13 protein-coding genes and 1 pseudogene are annotated in these 14,141 nt (G+C 71.4%); 9 read left to right on the top strand and 5 right to left on the bottom strand.

Translation table 11 applies throughout. The annotated features are described in order from the left end of the window. Nucleotides 1-180: 180 nt before the first annotated feature. The 4 genes from CCK91_RS15195 to CCK91_RS15180 are packed head-to-tail and all read left to right on the top strand — an operon-like array spanning nt 181 to nt 4,164. On the top strand, nt 181-1,290 hold the full coding sequence (locus CCK91_RS15195; RefSeq protein ID WP_086474681.1) for an ABC transporter substrate-binding protein: 1,110 nt from the start codon (nt 181-183) through the stop codon (nt 1,288-1,290). After that, on the top strand, nt 1,290-2,258 hold the full coding sequence (locus tag CCK91_RS15190) for an ABC transporter permease (RefSeq protein WP_242664564.1): 969 nt from the start codon (nt 1,290-1,292) through the stop codon (nt 2,256-2,258). Before CCK91_RS15195 ends, CCK91_RS15190 begins: the two co-directional genes overlap by 1 nt. After that, the gene (locus CCK91_RS15185) at nt 2,255-3,067 is read left to right on the top strand and encodes an ABC transporter permease (RefSeq protein WP_085512186.1); all 813 of its coding nucleotides are present in this window, start codon (nt 2,255-2,257) and stop codon (nt 3,065-3,067) included. The genes CCK91_RS15190 and CCK91_RS15185 overlap by 4 nt, the downstream gene beginning before the upstream one ends. Continuing rightward, nucleotides 3,064-4,164, top strand: a complete 1,101-nt coding sequence (locus CCK91_RS15180) for an ABC transporter ATP-binding protein (protein ID WP_086474680.1) — start codon at nt 3,064-3,066, stop codon at nt 4,162-4,164. Before CCK91_RS15185 ends, CCK91_RS15180 begins: the two co-directional genes overlap by 4 nt. Nucleotides 4,165-4,234: 70 nt before the next feature. On the opposite strand, the gene CCK91_RS15175 is transcribed toward CCK91_RS15180, so the two are convergent. Continuing rightward, nucleotides 4,235-5,389, bottom strand: coding sequence for an AI-2E family transporter (locus CCK91_RS15175; protein ID WP_086474679.1), 1,155 nt, complete (start codon nt 5,387-5,389; stop codon nt 4,235-4,237). A 127-nt stretch (nt 5,390-5,516) separates the two neighbouring features. Here CCK91_RS15175 and CCK91_RS15170 point away from each other — a divergent pair, with 127 nt between their 5' ends. The 3 genes and pseudogenes from CCK91_RS15170 to CCK91_RS15160 all read left to right on the top strand — a co-directional run bounded on the left by CCK91_RS15170 (nt 5,517) and on the right by CCK91_RS15160 (nt 8,233). Beyond that, complete coding sequence (locus CCK91_RS15170) at nt 5,517-5,831, top strand: hypothetical protein (RefSeq protein WP_086474678.1); 315 nt, start codon at nt 5,517-5,519, stop codon at nt 5,829-5,831. Between the two features lie 102 nt (nt 5,832-5,933). Further along, a pseudogene (locus tag CCK91_RS15165) lies at nt 5,934-6,611 on the top strand (ABC transporter ATP-binding protein); the annotation flags it as partial. 227 nt (nt 6,612-6,838) lie between these two features. After that, nucleotides 6,839-8,233 carry an FtsX-like permease family protein gene (locus CCK91_RS15160; RefSeq protein ID WP_242664563.1) on the top strand — a complete coding sequence of 465 codons (1,395 nt, stop codon included), beginning with the start codon at nt 6,839-6,841 and terminating at the stop codon, nt 8,231-8,233. Nucleotides 8,234-8,318: 85 nt separating this feature from the next. On the opposite strand, the gene aztD is transcribed toward CCK91_RS15160, so the two are convergent. The 4 genes from aztD to aztB are packed head-to-tail and all read right to left on the bottom strand — an operon-like array spanning nt 8,319 to nt 12,745. Beyond that, entirely contained in the window at nt 8,319-9,566 is a 1,248-nt protein-coding gene (aztD, locus tag CCK91_RS15155) for a zinc metallochaperone AztD (protein ID WP_086474676.1), read from the bottom strand. 28 nt (nt 9,567-9,594) lie between these two features. Continuing rightward, nucleotides 9,595-10,527 carry a zinc ABC transporter substrate-binding protein AztC gene (gene aztC / locus CCK91_RS15150; RefSeq protein WP_086474675.1) on the bottom strand — a complete coding sequence of 311 codons (933 nt, stop codon included), beginning with the start codon at nt 10,525-10,527 and terminating at the stop codon, nt 9,595-9,597. A 2-nt stretch (nt 10,528-10,529) separates the two neighbouring features. Next, nucleotides 10,530-11,855 (bottom strand): hypothetical protein, encoded by a 1,326-nt coding sequence (locus CCK91_RS15145; RefSeq protein WP_242664561.1) that lies wholly within the window; start codon nt 11,853-11,855, stop codon nt 10,530-10,532. Next, on the bottom strand, nt 11,747-12,745 hold the full coding sequence (aztB, locus tag CCK91_RS15140; protein WP_086474674.1) for a zinc ABC transporter permease AztB: 999 nt from the start codon (nt 12,743-12,745) through the stop codon (nt 11,747-11,749). Before aztB ends, CCK91_RS15145 begins: the two co-directional genes overlap by 109 nt. A 50-nt stretch (nt 12,746-12,795) precedes the next feature. Between aztB and aztA the strand changes: the two genes are divergently transcribed. Together aztA and CCK91_RS15130 are read left to right on the top strand one after the other, a co-directional pair. Next, the gene (aztA, locus tag CCK91_RS15135; protein ID WP_207568240.1) at nt 12,796-13,488 is read left to right on the top strand and encodes a zinc ABC transporter ATP-binding protein AztA; all 693 of its coding nucleotides are present in this window, start codon (nt 12,796-12,798) and stop codon (nt 13,486-13,488) included. Between the two features lie 62 nt (nt 13,489-13,550). Further along, entirely contained in the window at nt 13,551-13,895 is a 345-nt protein-coding gene (locus tag CCK91_RS15130; protein ID WP_064296108.1) for a chorismate mutase, read from the top strand. Nucleotides 13,896-14,141: the final 246 nt, after the last annotated feature.

The raw sequence follows: 14,141 nt of genomic DNA, 5'->3' as shown, positions 1-14,141 counted from the left end.
CCCCCCCCGCCCGGTCCCTGAGCTTGTCGAAGGGCACTGTTCACCTGCGCGACACCGACAGGCCCCGATCGCGCTACGTCGCGACCCTAGCTTGTCCTCCAGACGACGGACGCGGTATCCGACGGCCCGACAGCACGGGCGGCCGCCGACGTCACTGGAGGAACCGTGAACACCAGGCGTATGACCGCCCTCGCCATCGTTGCGCTCGCAGCGACCGCGCTCACCGCATGCTCCGCCGGAGCGGACACCGGAGCCGGCTCCGACGTCGACGCCAAGAAGGCGACCTCCGCTGAGGACTTCGGCGGGATGGACGCACTCGTCGAGGCCGCGAAGGCCGAGGGCCAGCTCAACGTCATCGCCCTCCCCGACACCTGGGCGAACTACGGGAAGATCATCTCCGCGTTCGAGGACAAGTACGACATCACGGTCAACTCGGCCGACCCCGACGTCTCGAGCGCCGAGGAGATCACGGCCGCGAAGAACCAGCAGGGTCAGGACACCGCTCCCGACGTCTTCGACCTCGGCTCCGCCGTCGCCCTCGACAACCTCGACCAGTTCGCGCCGTACCAGGTCGCCAACTGGGACGACATCCCCGAGGGCTCGAAGGAGAAGACCGGCCTGTGGGTCTACGACTACACCGGCCTCGTCTCCATCGGCTACGACGCGGACGCCGTCCCGGCACCGAAGTCGCTCGACGACCTCCTCGGCTCCGAGTTCGCGGGCAAGGTCGCGCTGAACGGCGACCCGACCCAGGCCGGTGCCGCCGCAGCCGGCGTCTACCTCGCGGCCCTGCAGTCCGGTGGTTCGGCCGACGACATCCAGCCTGGTGTCGACTTCTTCCAGAAGCTCAACCAGGCGGGCAACTTCCTGCCCCTCGACCCGACCCCCGCGACCATCGCCTCGGGTGAGACCCCCGTCGTGATCGACTGGAGCTACAACAACCTCGCCGCGGCGACCGAGAACGAGGGCCAGCGCAACTGGAAGACCACCGTCCTCCCGGGTTCGGCCGTCGGCAGCTACTACAACCAGGCCATCAACGTGGACGCCCCGCACCCCGCGGCCGCGCGACTCTGGCAGGAGTTCATCTTCAGCCCCGAGGCGCAGAACCTGTACCTCGCCGCCGGCGCGTACCCGTCGACCCTCGCCGCGATGGTCGAGGCCGACACCGTCGACCAGAAGGCCCTCGACGCCGTGGGCGAGATGCCCGCCGACCTCGTGCAGTTCACGCCCGAGCAGACCGAGCAGGCCACCTCGCTGCTCGCCGAGAAGTGGGCGGCAGCGATCTCCTGATGAGTGCCTCCGCCACCCGGCGGAGTGAGGCGGGGTCGGCACACGCCGGCCCCGCCGTCTCGCTCCCGCCGACCGACGCATCGGACGCCTCGGCCGAACCCGCCGCGGCGCGCCCCCGCCGCCGTCCGCGCTGGGCACTCCTCGGCCTGACGCCGTTCGCCCTGTATGCCCTGCTCTTCCTCGCGGTCCCGACGTTCCTCGCCCTCGCCACCGGCTTCTTCGACGGCGACGGCGCGTTCACGCTCGACAACCTCACGGCGCTCGCCGAGCCGGCGGTCCTCGGGGCCTTCACCAGCTCCTTCTGGGTCTCCGCCGTCACCGCGGTCGCCGGAGCCGTCATCGGAGCCCTCGTCTGCTACGCGCTCCTCGCGGTCCGACCCGACGGACTCATCCGCACCTTCGTCGACGCGGCTTCAAGCGTCCTCGCCCAGTTCGGCGGCGTCATGCTCGCCTTCGCCTTCATCGCGACCATCGGCATCCAGGGCCTCGTGACGGTGTTCCTCAAGGACCGCCTCGGGGTCGATCTCTTCGCCGACGGCGTCTGGCTCTACCAGGTCCCAGGCCTCCTGCTGCCGTACCTGTACTTCCAAGTGCCGCTCATGGTCATCACCTTCATGCCGGCGATGGAGGGGTTGAAGCGCACCTGGTCCGAGGCGAACGCGACCCTCGGCGGCACCCGCTTCACCTATTGGACGCGGATCGCGATGCCGATCCTCGCCCCCTCCTTCCTCGGGTCGCTCCTGCTGTTGTTCGCGAACGCGTTCTCGAGCTATGCGACCGCCGCCGCGCTCATCAGCCAGGGCGCGCAGATCGTGCCGCTGCAGATCCGCGGCGCGCTCATCAGCGAGACCGTCCTCGGCCGGGAGAACCTCGCCGGTTCGCTCGCGATCGGGATGATCGTGGTGATGGTCGTCATGATGACGGCCTACTCCGCCCTGCAGGCTCGGACGGAACGGTGGCAGCGATGAGCGCCGTCCGCGACTCGGCCACGCCGTCGAAGCTCACGAGCCGCATCATCCTCGTCGTCGTCGCGGTGGTGTTCGCCGTCCCGATCCTGTCGATGGTCGAGTTCACCCTGCGCGCCGGGATCGACGGCGGCCACGACCTCGGCCACTGGGCCGCGATCCTCGACCCGGAGAACTCCCGGAAGTACCGGGTGCTCTTCCAGGGCATCGGCAACTCCGTCGTGCTCGCCGCGGTGACCGTGCTGATCGTCGTGGTGCTCCTGCTGCCGACGATGATCCTCGTGAAGCTCCGCTTCCCGAAGCTGCAGCGCGTCCTCGAGTTCGTCTGCATCATCCCGATCACCGTCCCGGCCATCGTGCTCGTCGTCGGACTCGCACCGGTCTACTCGGTCGTCGCCAGGCTGCTCGGCAGTGCGCCGTGGACGCTCGCGTTCGCCTACGGGATCACGGTGCTGCCGTACGCCTACCGGGCGATCGCCGCGAACCTGCAGTCAGTCGACGTCGGTACCCTCGCCGAGGCCGCGCGCACGCTCGGCGCCGGCTGGGGGACCGTCCTCGTCCGCGTCCTGCTGCCCAACCTGCGTCGCGGCGTGCTGACGGCGTCGGTCATCTCGGTCGCCGTCGTCCTCGGTGAGTACACGATCGCCTCGCTCCTCGGACGCAACACGCTGCAGACCTCGCTCGTGCAGGTGTCGAAGAGCGACCCCTTCGTCGCGGTGGCCTTCGCCCTGCTGGCGCTCGCCTTCGCCTTCGTCCTGCTGTTCATCATCGGCCGCGTCGGATCGATCCGACGCATCAGGGAGACACCATGACCACCATCGACCAGTCGGCACCCGCAACGACGCCCGGAGACGGGCGCCCGGCCGGCGCAGCGGTGCGGTTCGATCGCGTCGTGAAGGACTACGGCTCGGGTGCCCGCGCCCTCGACGGCGTGAGCCTCGACCTCGCGCCCGGCGAGTTCGTCGCGCTGCTGGGGCCGTCGGGGTGCGGGAAGACGACCGCGCTCCGCAGCCTCGCGGGACTCGAGGACATCACCTCGGGAAGCGTGCTCATCGACGGCGTCGACGTCGTGTCCGTGCCCACCAACCGGCGCGACCTCGGCATGGTGTTCCAGTCGTACTCGCTGTTCCCACACCTCACGGTGCTCGAGAACGTCGAGTTCGGCCTGCGCATGCGGAAGGTGCCCGCGGCCGAGCGACGGACGCGTGCCGCCGAGAGCCTCGACCTCGTCGGCCTCGGCCACCTCGCCGCCCGCTACGCCCACCAGCTGTCGGGCGGGCAGCAGCAGCGCGTCGCCCTCGCCCGGGCGTTGGTCACGCGTCCTCGGGTCCTCCTCCTCGACGAGCCGCTCAGCGCCCTCGACGCCAAGGTGCGCGTCCAGTTGCGTGACGAGATCCGTCGGATCCAGTCGGAGCTGCAGATCACGACCCTCTTCGTCACGCACGACCAGGAGGAGGCGCTCGCCGTCGCCGACCGGGTCGCCGTCATGCGTGCCGGCGTGATCGAGCAGATCGGGACGCCGGAGGAGCTCTACTCGCGGCCGTCGTCGCCGTTCGTTGCGGAGTTCATCGGCCTGAGCAACCGGATCCCGGGGGAGCTCGTGCCCGGTGGGGTCGACGTGCTCGGGCAGGTGCTGCCGGTGATCGGCGAGCAGCCGGGGGACGGTGCCGTCGTCGCGCTCGTCCGGCCTGAGGACGTCGTGTTCACCGACGCGACGGAGCCCACGGTCGGGTCCGCTGCGGTCGTGCTCACGTCCAGCTTCCTCGGTCCGGTGCGTCGCACGACCGTCGAGCTGCCGGACGGCACGCTGGTCGCGGTGCAGCACGGTGCCACGGAACGGCTGGAGGCGGGGGAGTCCGTCCGCATCCGCTTCGCCGGTCGTCCCGTCCCGGTGCACTCCGCTCCCTGAGCCCACCACCGGTCCCTGAGCCCACCACCGGTCCCTGAGCCCACCATCGGTCCCTGAGCTTGTCGAAGGGCTACGCCTTCGCGTTCTGCCGTGGCACGACGACCTGCTTGATGATCAGCAGGATCGACGCCGTCACCGGGATGGAGACGAGGGCGCCGAGCAGCCCGATGAGCGAACCGCCCACCATCGCGCCGATGACGACGAGGGCGCCGGGCACCGCGACCGCCTTGTTCATGACCCGCGGGGTCAGCACGTACGACTCGATCTGCATGTAGACCAGGTAGTAGACGATGACGATGAGGGCGGTCGTCGGTGAGTCGAACAGCCCGACGGTCGCGACGACGACGGTCGCGATGATCGAGCCGACGAGCGGGATGAGCGTCACGAAGAAGATGACGACGGCGAGGATCCCGGCGTACGGCACCCCGACGATGAGCATCATGATGAGCCCGAGGACGGCGTTGATCCCGGCCAGCACCACCATGCCGCTCACGTATCCGCCGATCGATGCGGTGATCTGGTCGGTGATCGACACGACGCGCGGCCGGGAGCGACGGGGCACGAGGGAGTAGAAGGCGTTCTTCATCGCCTGCATGGACGCGAGGAAGTAGAGCGCGAGGACGAGGGCGATGAAGCCGCCGAAGAAGCCGTTCGCGATGCCGACGCCGAGGTTGAGGGCGCCGCCGGCCAGGACCACCCACGTCTTCGGGTCGGCGGCCACCCCGTAGAGCCAGTCGAGCGCGCCCTGGAGGTCGACGCCCGGACCGAGGTAGTCGCTCAGGGACCGGAACCACTCCTGGTCCTGGATGCCGGTGAGGAAGGTCGGGGCGTTGCTCACGAGCTCGACGGCCTGCCGGGTGACGACGGGGATGACGAGGGCCAGGAGGAGCGCGAGCAGGACGGCGAAGACGGCGAAGACGATCGCGATCGCGAACGGGCGCTTGATGCCGCGTGCCTCGAGTCGGACGACGACCGGGTCGAGGCCGAGCGCGATGAAGAGGCCGACCGCGATGGAGACGAGGATGGTCGACAGCGAGCCGAGGGTGAGGATGAGCAGGATGGCCGCGAGGGCTCCGAGTGCTCCGACGAAGCCGATCGCGAAGGGGCGCTGGAGCGTCGTCCTGACGGTGGTCGTCACCTCGGCTGGGCGGTGCGCGCGGAACCGGACCCGCTGCTGACGCGCCGCCGGACGCAGCGGTTGGTGGCGATGGGGTGCACTCGTCATGCCGCAAGCGTATTGCCCACCGCCCGTTTGCCCGACAGCTGTCGTGGTACCGGAGGATGAGACCGGGGCCCGGAGGATCACCCGACTGCGGGATGTGCCGGGTGCTCGGGTTCAGGACGATGGGAACATGTCATCGATCACCCGCTCGCACGCCGTCCACACCCGGGTCACCGCACCGCTGCGGGCGGTCCCGCTGACGGAGCCGATGCCGAGTCGGCGCGACGAGGCCGCGGAGCAGGGAGTGGTCGCCGAGCGCGTCAGCGCCACTGCACACGTCGCCGCCGGCGCTGCCGGGGTCGACCTCACCGCCTCGGTCGAGCCGACGCAAGCGCCCGCGGCCGGAACCGACGGGACCGACGCCGGAACAGGCCTCCGGTTCCTCGGTGCGGGCTGGGCAGCCGACGCGGCGGTCTTCGCCCAGTACCGCCGCCGCGGCAACTGACCGCGAGGTCCACGCCGGGTCCACCTCGCGGATGACCCGCACGGCGGAGCTTGCATCGCCCGGCCGACGCGAAGAGCGACACCCGCCGCCGACGATGGGAGCATGAACACTTCGATCCTCTCCGCTCGCGGACTCACGAAACAGTACGGGCCGACCGTCGCCCTCGCCGGTGTCGACCTCGACATCCTCCCCGGTGAGTCGGTCGCCATCATGGGTGCCTCCGGCTCCGGCAAGACCACGCTCATGCATGCGCTCGCCGGGATCGTCACACCCGACACCGGCTCGATCGCCTTCAGCACCCCGACGGGCATCGTCCGCGTCGACCAGCTCGACGAACGGCACCGCTCGCAGCTGCGGCGCGAGTCCTTCGGCTTCGTCTTCCAGCAGGGCCTGCTCATCCCCGAGCTGACCGCCGTCGAGAACGTCGCCATCGCGCTGATGCTCGGCGGGACACCGCGCATCGCCGCCGAGTCGAGCGCGGCAGCGTGGCTCGCCGCCCTGGGACTGGCCGGCATGGAGACCCGTCGGATCGGCGAACTGAGCGGTGGTCAGGCGCAGCGCGTCGCCATCGCCCGCGCACAGGTGACCGGCGCCCCGATCGTCTTCGCCGACGAGCCGACCGGCGCGCTCGACTCCCGGACCTCGGCCGACGTCATGGGGGCCCTGCTCCACGCGACCACCGGGCAGGGACGCACGCTCGTCCTCGTGACGCACGACGAGACGGTCGCCGCGCGGTGCTCGCGGACCATTCGCCTGGCCGACGGTCGGATCGTCGGGCAGCCGGGCGGGGTCGGCGCGCCGACCCCGCCGCAGCAGTTCGCGACCGGGCAGGCACCCGTGCCGCAGCAGGTGCAGCAGCCGTACCCGCCGCAGCAGCTCCCGTACCAGCAGCAGCCCGCCGGGCAGCCGTTCCCGCAGCAGCCGTACCCGCAGCCCGCTGCGCAGCCGTACCCGCCGCAGGCCTACCCGGGTCAGGCGACCGGCGTCGTCCAGAACGGAGCCCGACCGTGACCGCCGCACTCGGGGTCGCACCGACCCGGATCCCGGTCCCCGCCGGCAGCGGCCGCAGTCCCGTCGTCCGTCTCACCTGGATGCTCGCCCGCCCGGGCGCGCAGAGCCCCGCGACGATCGTCCTCCCGGCGGTCGCGTTCGCCGTGACCACCGCACTCGTGCTCACCGTGCTGGGTGGCGCCCTGATGTTCTGGCGGTGGACCGGTGAGACGGCCTTCATCTACCAGGTGCTCAGTGTGCTGGCGCTGGCGCTGCTGCTCGTCCCGCTCGGCTCGCTCGGCGGGGCGGCCGCGCGGCTCTCCGCCCGGCGCCGCGACGACCGACTCGCCACCCTCCGACTCCTCGGCGCAACACCCGGCACGGTCACGGCGATGACCGTCCTCGAATCGGCCGGGGTCGCCCTCCTCGGAGCGTTCGCCGGGATCCTGCTGTACCTCGGCATGCTGCCGCTCGTCGGGCTCATCCCGTTCGGCGGTTCTTCGATCGGGGTCGAGGGCGTCTGGGTCGGTGTCCCGATCATCGCCGCGGTGGTCCTCGGTGTCGTGCTGCTCGCAGCCGCGAGTGCAGCCATCGGTCTCCGCGCGGTGAACGTGAGCCCGCTCGGCGTCCGCACGAAGCAGCAGGCGCCGACCGTGCACTGGCTGCGCATCGTCGTCGGGGTCGTCGTCGTGATCGTCGCCTACGGCTTGCTCTCCGTCGTGACGGGGTTGCAGGAGGTCGCCGTCATGATCGCCGTCCTGGGCGTGGGGTTCGCCGCCGGCGTCGGGGTGCTCGGGTTGATCGGCCCCTGGGTCGTCGGGGTGATCGGCCGTGGGTCGGCGAAGCGTGCCAAGACGCCGGAGCGGCTCCTCGCTGCCCGCACGATCCTGGAGTCGCCGAAGGCGGCGTGGCGTCAGGTCAGTGGCGTGGCGATGACGAGCTTCGTCGCCGTCGTCGCCGGGACCGGGGTGGCGCTCATGGATGCCGCCGGCGGTTCCGACCTCGACCGCGAGAGCGCCATCCTCGTCGACGACATCCGCACCGGCGTGATCATCACGCTCGTCGCGTCGTTCCTCATGGTCGCGTGCTCCGTCGGGGTGAACCAGGCGTCGGCGGTCCTCGACCGACGCGACCTGTACGTCAGCCTCGACCGCCTGGGGGTGCCGCGGGACGTCATGGAACGGGCTCGTGGTCGCGCGGTCATGCTGCCCCTGCGGGTGGTCGCGCTGGGCTCGGCCGGACTGGGCGTCCTGCTCGTCCTGCCGATGGCCAGCATCAGCGTCATCCTCGCCCCGCTCTCGGTCCTCGTCATCGTCGGGTGCTTCGCCGGCGGCATCGGGCTCGTGTGGGCGGCCCTGCGGGCGACCCGTCCGGTCGTCTCCGGGGTGCTCCGAGCGCCCGAGCGCGTCTGACCGCCCGGCCCGCACGACGAAAGCGCCCGTTCCGTCCCCCGCATGACGCAGGGAGGACGGAACGGGCGCTCTCGGCGAGGTCGGGTCAGCCCGTGACGACCGCGATCTCGTTCGGGACGCCGGGCAGCTCACCCGTCGTGATGTCGCTCGACGCGAGGTCCACGGCGTGGATCGACTTCGTCGCCGGGTCGGTCACGTAGGCGACGCCGTCCTGGACGACGAGCGCCGGGTGGGCGTCCTGCCACTCGGCCGGCGGCTCCCAGGCGTCGATGACCTTGATCGTGTCGGTGACGGCACCCGTCTGCTCGTCGAGGATGTGCAGCGAACCGTCGTTGCCGAGCACGATGACCTCGTCGCTCGGCCCTCGGGCGACGTCGCGCCAGGTGTAGCCGACGCCCTCCGGCAGGTCGACGATCTTCGTCGTCTTCGCGACCGTGTCGGTGAACGCGAGCTGGCGGAGGTCGTAGCCCTCGGCGTCGGGGTCGCTGTTGTAGTCGCCGACCGCGATGGAGGACGTCTCGCTGACGTACTGGTTGCCCGTGCGCCCGTAGGCGTCCGGCGCCTGGATCTTCGTGAAGACGCCACTGTCGTAGACGAGCACGCCGTCGCTGCAGCCGAACACGACGACCTCGTCCTTGACGGTGCCTTCACCGTGCACCGACGGGCACTGCTCGTTGCGGGCGATCTCGGTGCGCGAGTCGTCGAGCACCCGGACACCGGTCCGGGCGTCCGGGGTCCCGATCGTGGACAGCACGGTGCCGTCCTCGAGCTCGATGGCGACACCGTGGTGCGCGGCCTCCGACGGGATCGTCTCGGTCTCGGGCAGCTCGTCGGTGGCTTCGAGGAGGTCAGCGCTGTCGAAGATCGTCGTGTCGCCGGAGCCGTCGGCGAACAGGATGGTCTTGTCGGCGTGACGGACGACGTGGCCTGCGGTGTCGGCGGGGAAGACGAGGTCGGTCAGGACCGGGTCGGCCTGCTTCGAGGTGCCGTCCTCGTCCGTCCACGTCCCGGTGTCGAGGACCTGGAAGCCCTTCGTCGTGGTGACGAGCACGTGCCGCCCGTCGCCGGCGGCGTTCACCCGGTTGAACCCGTCGAGGGGGAGGTCGCCGACCACCTCGAGGGATGCGGCGTCGAGGACGAGGAGGCCGCCGTCGTAGGTGAGGGTGATCCGACTCTGCGGGTCGGCGGAGGTCGACGCACTCGGGTCGGGCGCGGAGCCGCTTGCGGTCGAGCATCCGGTGAGGAGGAGGGCCGCGGCGGTGCCGACGGCGAGGAACGGGACCCGGCCGCGCTTCAGGCGCGATGCCAGGGGACTGCGGTGGTGCTGCTGCATGGTTTCCTATCGGTTCGTGGACGCCCGCTCAGGGCGAGAGTCCGGTGGCGATGCGCTCGGTGTTCGCGCGCATCATGGTGAGGTAGGTGGGGGCGTCGCCCGACTCGGCGGTCAACGACTCGGTGAACAACGGGACGACGGCGACGTCGACGTCCGCCTCGTCGGCGAGCACCTGCACGAGCCGGTCGGGTTGCGAGGAGTCGGCGAAGATCGTCCGGACGCCGGCCTCCTCGATCGCGGTCGACAGTTCGTCGAGGTCCGAGGCGCTGGGGGCCGCGAGCGTGGTGCCGCTCGGGATGACGGCGCCGATGACCTGGAAGTCGTAGCGGGCGGCGAGGTACCCGAACACGTGATGGTTGGTGACGAGCTTCCGCTGCTCGGCCGGGATGGCGGCGAACGCCTCGGCCATCTCGGCGTCGAGCGCCTCGAGCTCGGCCGTGTACGTGGCGGCGTTCGCCTGCAGCTTGGCCGCGTCGAGCGTGGGTATCTCCTCGAGCAACGCCTCGGTGACCCCGTCCACGACCGACGTCATCTGCGTCGGGTCGGTCCAGAAGTGCGGATCGGTCGCGCCGGACGCGGTCTCGAGGACGTCGACGAGCGAGCCGGCCTCGACGATCGGCACCCCCTCGTCGGCCGCGGTCTCCAGGTGCTGGGTGAGTCCCTCCTCGAGTCCCAGGCCGTTCGACACGAGCAGCTGCGCACCGGTGATGCGCGCCGCCTGCCGCGCGGAGATCTCGAAGGAGTGCGGATCGGCGTCGGGCGGCATGAGGGTCATGACCTCGGCCTGGTCGCCGACGAGCTCACCGACGACGTCGCCGAGGATGTTCGTGGTGACGACGACGAGCGGGCGGTCGCCGGCGCTCGCCGCACAGCTCGTCAGGCCGGTGCCCAGCACGAGGCCGGCCGTGAGGACGGCGGTCGTGCGCAGGAGGGCGGTCGTGCGGGGGATGGTCGCTCGCATGGTCAGCGTCCCGTCTCGGCGAGGAACGCCGGTGCCGTGTCGAAGGTGAAGGTGCGGGCGATCCGCGCGGCGTCGCCGTAGTCGATCTCGGAGACGGTGCGCGTGCCCGGGGTGTTCAGGTAGGCGCGGTTCTGGTCGACCTCCAGCTGGACGCCCGTTGCGAGGTCGGCTGCACCGACGAGTGCGGCCGCGGTCCCCGTCACGGCGCCGGTGGCACCGTCGAGGACGAGGAGGTCGCCGGTCGTCGTGAGGCCGACGACGTGCTGGTCGCGGTCGTCGACGGCGGTGACCAGCTGCAGGGGTACGGGGGTCGGCAGCAGCGCCCAGCTGCGCTCGCGGGTGTCGAGCAGCCAGGCGCCGGAGGTGCCGGCGACGGCGGCGACCGTCGGACGGCCGGGACGCGCGTGGAAGGACGTCGCGCGGTCGGCGGCGGCGACAGCCTGCGGATAGGGGATCGCCTCGAACGTGGGGACCGGGTCGGCGTCGCTCGAGCTGCGGTCGACGACCGCGAGGAGCGCGCCCTCCGCGCAGCCGATGACGACGCCGACGTTGGTCGTGATGCTGCCGGCCGGATCGGTGCACCCGGCGAGCACGGCGTCGGCAGCGGTCGCGGACGCCGACGAGGGGTCGAGGAGGTCTCCGTCGACGCCATGGAGATGCAGCCTCCCGCTCCCGTCGGTCGCGAGGACCGTCTCGCCGATCGGCACGGTGAGTCCGGGAGCACCCGGCGAGGTCCGGATCCGACCGGATTGCGTGATCTCGCCCGTGCCGAGTGCGGCGGTGTCGAGGAGGAGTGTCTCGCCCGAATCGGCGAACCGCACGGCGGTGGTCGTCGAACCGGCGGTGATCGTCGCTGGTCCGTCGCCCTCGATCTCGCCGACGACCCGCGCCTCGGCGCGGTAGTAGTGCTGGTGGTCTTCGTGGTCGACCGTCCACACACCGGTGTCGATGATCGTCACGGTGCCGGCGGGCTCGGACTGCGCGGCGACGAACCGGCCGTCGCCCGTGAGCGCCGAGATCGGGCCGAGCTCGGCGAGCGTCGTGCGCTCCTCGCTGAGCAGGTCGGTCAGCTCGACGGTGCCGTCGACGTCGGCGGTCGCGAGGTGCAGTTGCGGTTCGGGGAGCTCGCTCGCGCCCTCGACGTAGCCGTGTCCGCGCGGTTCGTCCGAGGCCGTCGCGGTGGGTGATGCCGACCCCTGCGGTGCGCAGGCGCTGAGCGTCAGTGCGAGGGCGCCGAGAGCGAGGGCGGTGCGTGTGGCGCGGGGGAGCCGGTCGTCGGTCGAGCGGATGCCGCCTGGTCGGATGGTCGGTCGGAGGAGTCGGTGCACGGTGCGCTTTCCAGGTGGGTCGGTTCGGTGAGGTGGTCGTCGGGGTGGTCGAGGTGTCGGTCGATGGGCCGCCGGAGCCGTCCGACGAGCGCCCGCGCGCCCCACGACACCGTGGCGAGCAGGATCGAGCACGCGGCGATGGACGCTCCGGCCGCGGTGTCGCCGTACCAGGAGAGGAGCAGGCCGAGCAGTACGGCCAGGCCGCCGAAACCCGTGGCGAGCAGCATGATGAGCGGGATGCGACGCGCCCAGTGGGCCGCGGCGACGGCCGGCCCGAGGAGGAGCGCCACGACGAGCAGGGTGCCGACGGCGCTGTACGAGGCGACGACCGCGAGGGTCACGAGGCCGACGAGCATCGCGTGGGCGAGTCGCGGCCGGAGACCCATGGTCTGGGCGACCCGGCGGTCGAAGGCGAGGGCGACGAACGGGCGGTGGAAGGCGACCGCGACGCCCACGGTGACGAGGAGGGCGATGGCGAGGCCCACCAGGTCCGCGGGCCGGATGGCGAGGATGTCGCCGAAGAGGATCGCCGTGAGGTCCGTGGCGAACGATCTGCTCGACGACACGATGATGACCCCGAGGGCCAGCATGCCGACGAAGAGGAGACCGATCGACGTGTCGTGGGACAGCCTGCCGCGCCGCGAGACGAGGCTGACGCCGGCGGTCATGACGACCGCGCTGACGGCCGCGCCGGCGACCGGCGGCAGGCCGAGGAGTGCCGCGGTGGCGACGCCGGGCAGCATGCCGTGGGCCATCGCCTCGCCGAGGAACGCAAGGCCGCGGAGGACGACCCAGGTGCCCACGACACCGCAGACGGCCGCCACCAGCAGACCGCCGATGAGGGCGCGCAGGAGGAAGGCCGCAGTGAACGGCTCGATGATCCAGGTCATGGTCGAGCACTCTACATGAAAATGATTCTCAGTATTGATAGGGTGACGATATGCGATCCGCGACGAGCACCCCTCGCCCTCCGATGGCGGGACGGCCCGTCGTGTCCGGCATCCGACTCCACGACGTGTCGGCCGAGTACGACGGCGCGCGCGTCCTGCACGGGATCTCGGTCGAGGTCGGGACGGCCGCCATCACCGTCGTCACCGGGGCGAACGGCGCGGGGAAGTCGACACTGCTCGCGGTGATCGCGGGCCTCCACCGACCGACCTCGGGCGGCGTCGACGGCCTCGACGGTCGGTCGGCCGCCTACGTCCCGCAACGCAGTGCTGTGCCCGACCGGTTCCCGGTCACGGTGCGCGACGTCGCCTCGATGGGACGCTGGCCGACGCTGCGACGCTGGTGGGGTCGACTCGGCGCTGGGGACCGACGCATCGTCGACGAGAGCCTCGCCCGCCTCGACGTCCTGCACCTCGCCGGGCGCTCCTTCGGTGAGCTGTCGGGCGGGCAGCGCCAGCGGGTCCTCGTCGCGCAGGCGCTCGCGCGTGAGGCCGACCTGCTGCTGCTCGACGAGCCGACCGTCGGCCTCGACCGTGCTGCCGGGCTGGCGATCCGCGAGGTGCTCCGGGCGGAGGCCGACCGTGGCGCGACGGTGGTGGAGGTGACGCATGATCCGGTCGCGGTCGCGGAGGCCGACGCGCGGGTGCACCTCGAGGCGGGATGTCTCGTCGAGGATCCGCGGTGAACCGGCTGGGGGATCGCCCGGCGACCCGGCTCCGGCCCCTGGCGCGTTGCTAGAGTTTTCGCATGAGCCAGGCCGAGCAGCAACCCGAACCCACGACCGGCGCCGCTGCGGCGGACGCCCAGGCGGCCACCGAGCGATTGGGCCGCCTGCGGAGCAGCATCGACAACATCGACGCGGCACTCGTCCACCTGCTGGCCGAGCGGTTCAAGTGCACGCAGGAGGTCGGTCGTCTGAAGGCCGAGCACGACATGCCCGCGAGCGACCCGGCGCGCGAACAGCGGCAGATCACCCGTCTCCGGGCGCTCGCCGAGGAGTCGCACCTCGATCCGGCCTTCGCCGAGAAGTGGTTCAACTTCGTCGTCGCCGAGGTCATCCACCACCACGAGCGTCTCGCCAACCAGCACTGATCCTCGTGCTCCGTTCCGCCAGCGCGGTGCGCTGACGCGAGCGCGGGTCTGTGGCGTGAGCGCGGGTCTCCGGAGGCCCGCGCCCACGCGTGTGACCCGCGGTCACGCCCGTTCGTGTGTGGTCAGGCCCGTTCGTCCACGGTCGGCCCGATTCGCGTGCGGTCACGTCGGCGCACCGCGCTGGCACCTCGGGTGAGCCAGGGCAAGGGGTGGTGCTTCTTCGGGCGGTGTCCAGCGTCCTGCGCC

The organism is Plantibacter elymi (nom. nud.), assembly GCF_900177795.1.
GTDB classification, from domain to species: Bacteria; Actinomycetota; Actinomycetes; order Actinomycetales; family Microbacteriaceae; genus Plantibacter; species Plantibacter elymi.
This window is presented reverse-complemented; position numbering and strand designations above follow the sequence as displayed.

What these genes read in the sequence shown, in the direction of transcription:
- CCK91_RS15195 (WP_086474681.1), top strand. Translation starts at nt 181, where the DNA reads ATGACCGCCCTCGCCATCGTTGCGCTCGCAGCGACCGCGCTCACCGCA.
- CCK91_RS15190 (WP_242664564.1), top strand. Translation starts at nt 1,290, where the DNA reads ATGAGTGCCTCCGCCACCCGGCGGAGTGAGGCGGGGTCGGCACACGCC.
- CCK91_RS15185 (WP_085512186.1), top strand. Translation starts at nt 2,255, where the DNA reads ATGAGCGCCGTCCGCGACTCGGCCACGCCGTCGAAGCTCACGAGCCGC.
- CCK91_RS15180 (WP_086474680.1), top strand. Translation starts at nt 3,064, where the DNA reads ATGACCACCATCGACCAGTCGGCACCCGCAACGACGCCCGGAGACGGG.
- CCK91_RS15175 (WP_086474679.1), bottom strand. Translation starts at nt 5,389, where the DNA reads ATGACGAGTGCACCCCATCGCCACCAACCGCTGCGTCCGGCGGCGCGT.
- CCK91_RS15170 (WP_086474678.1), top strand. Translation starts at nt 5,517, where the DNA reads ATGTCATCGATCACCCGCTCGCACGCCGTCCACACCCGGGTCACCGCA.
- aztD (WP_086474676.1), bottom strand. Translation starts at nt 9,566, where the DNA reads ATGCAGCAGCACCACCGCAGTCCCCTGGCATCGCGCCTGAAGCGCGGC.
- aztC (WP_086474675.1), bottom strand. Translation starts at nt 10,527, where the DNA reads ATGCGAGCGACCATCCCCCGCACGACCGCCCTCCTGCGCACGACCGCC.
- aztB (WP_086474674.1), bottom strand. Translation starts at nt 12,745, where the DNA reads ATGACCTGGATCATCGAGCCGTTCACTGCGGCCTTCCTCCTGCGCGCC.
- aztA (WP_207568240.1), top strand. Translation starts at nt 12,796, where the DNA reads ATGCGATCCGCGACGAGCACCCCTCGCCCTCCGATGGCGGGACGGCCC.
- CCK91_RS15130 (WP_064296108.1), top strand. Translation starts at nt 13,551, where the DNA reads ATGAGCCAGGCCGAGCAGCAACCCGAACCCACGACCGGCGCCGCTGCG.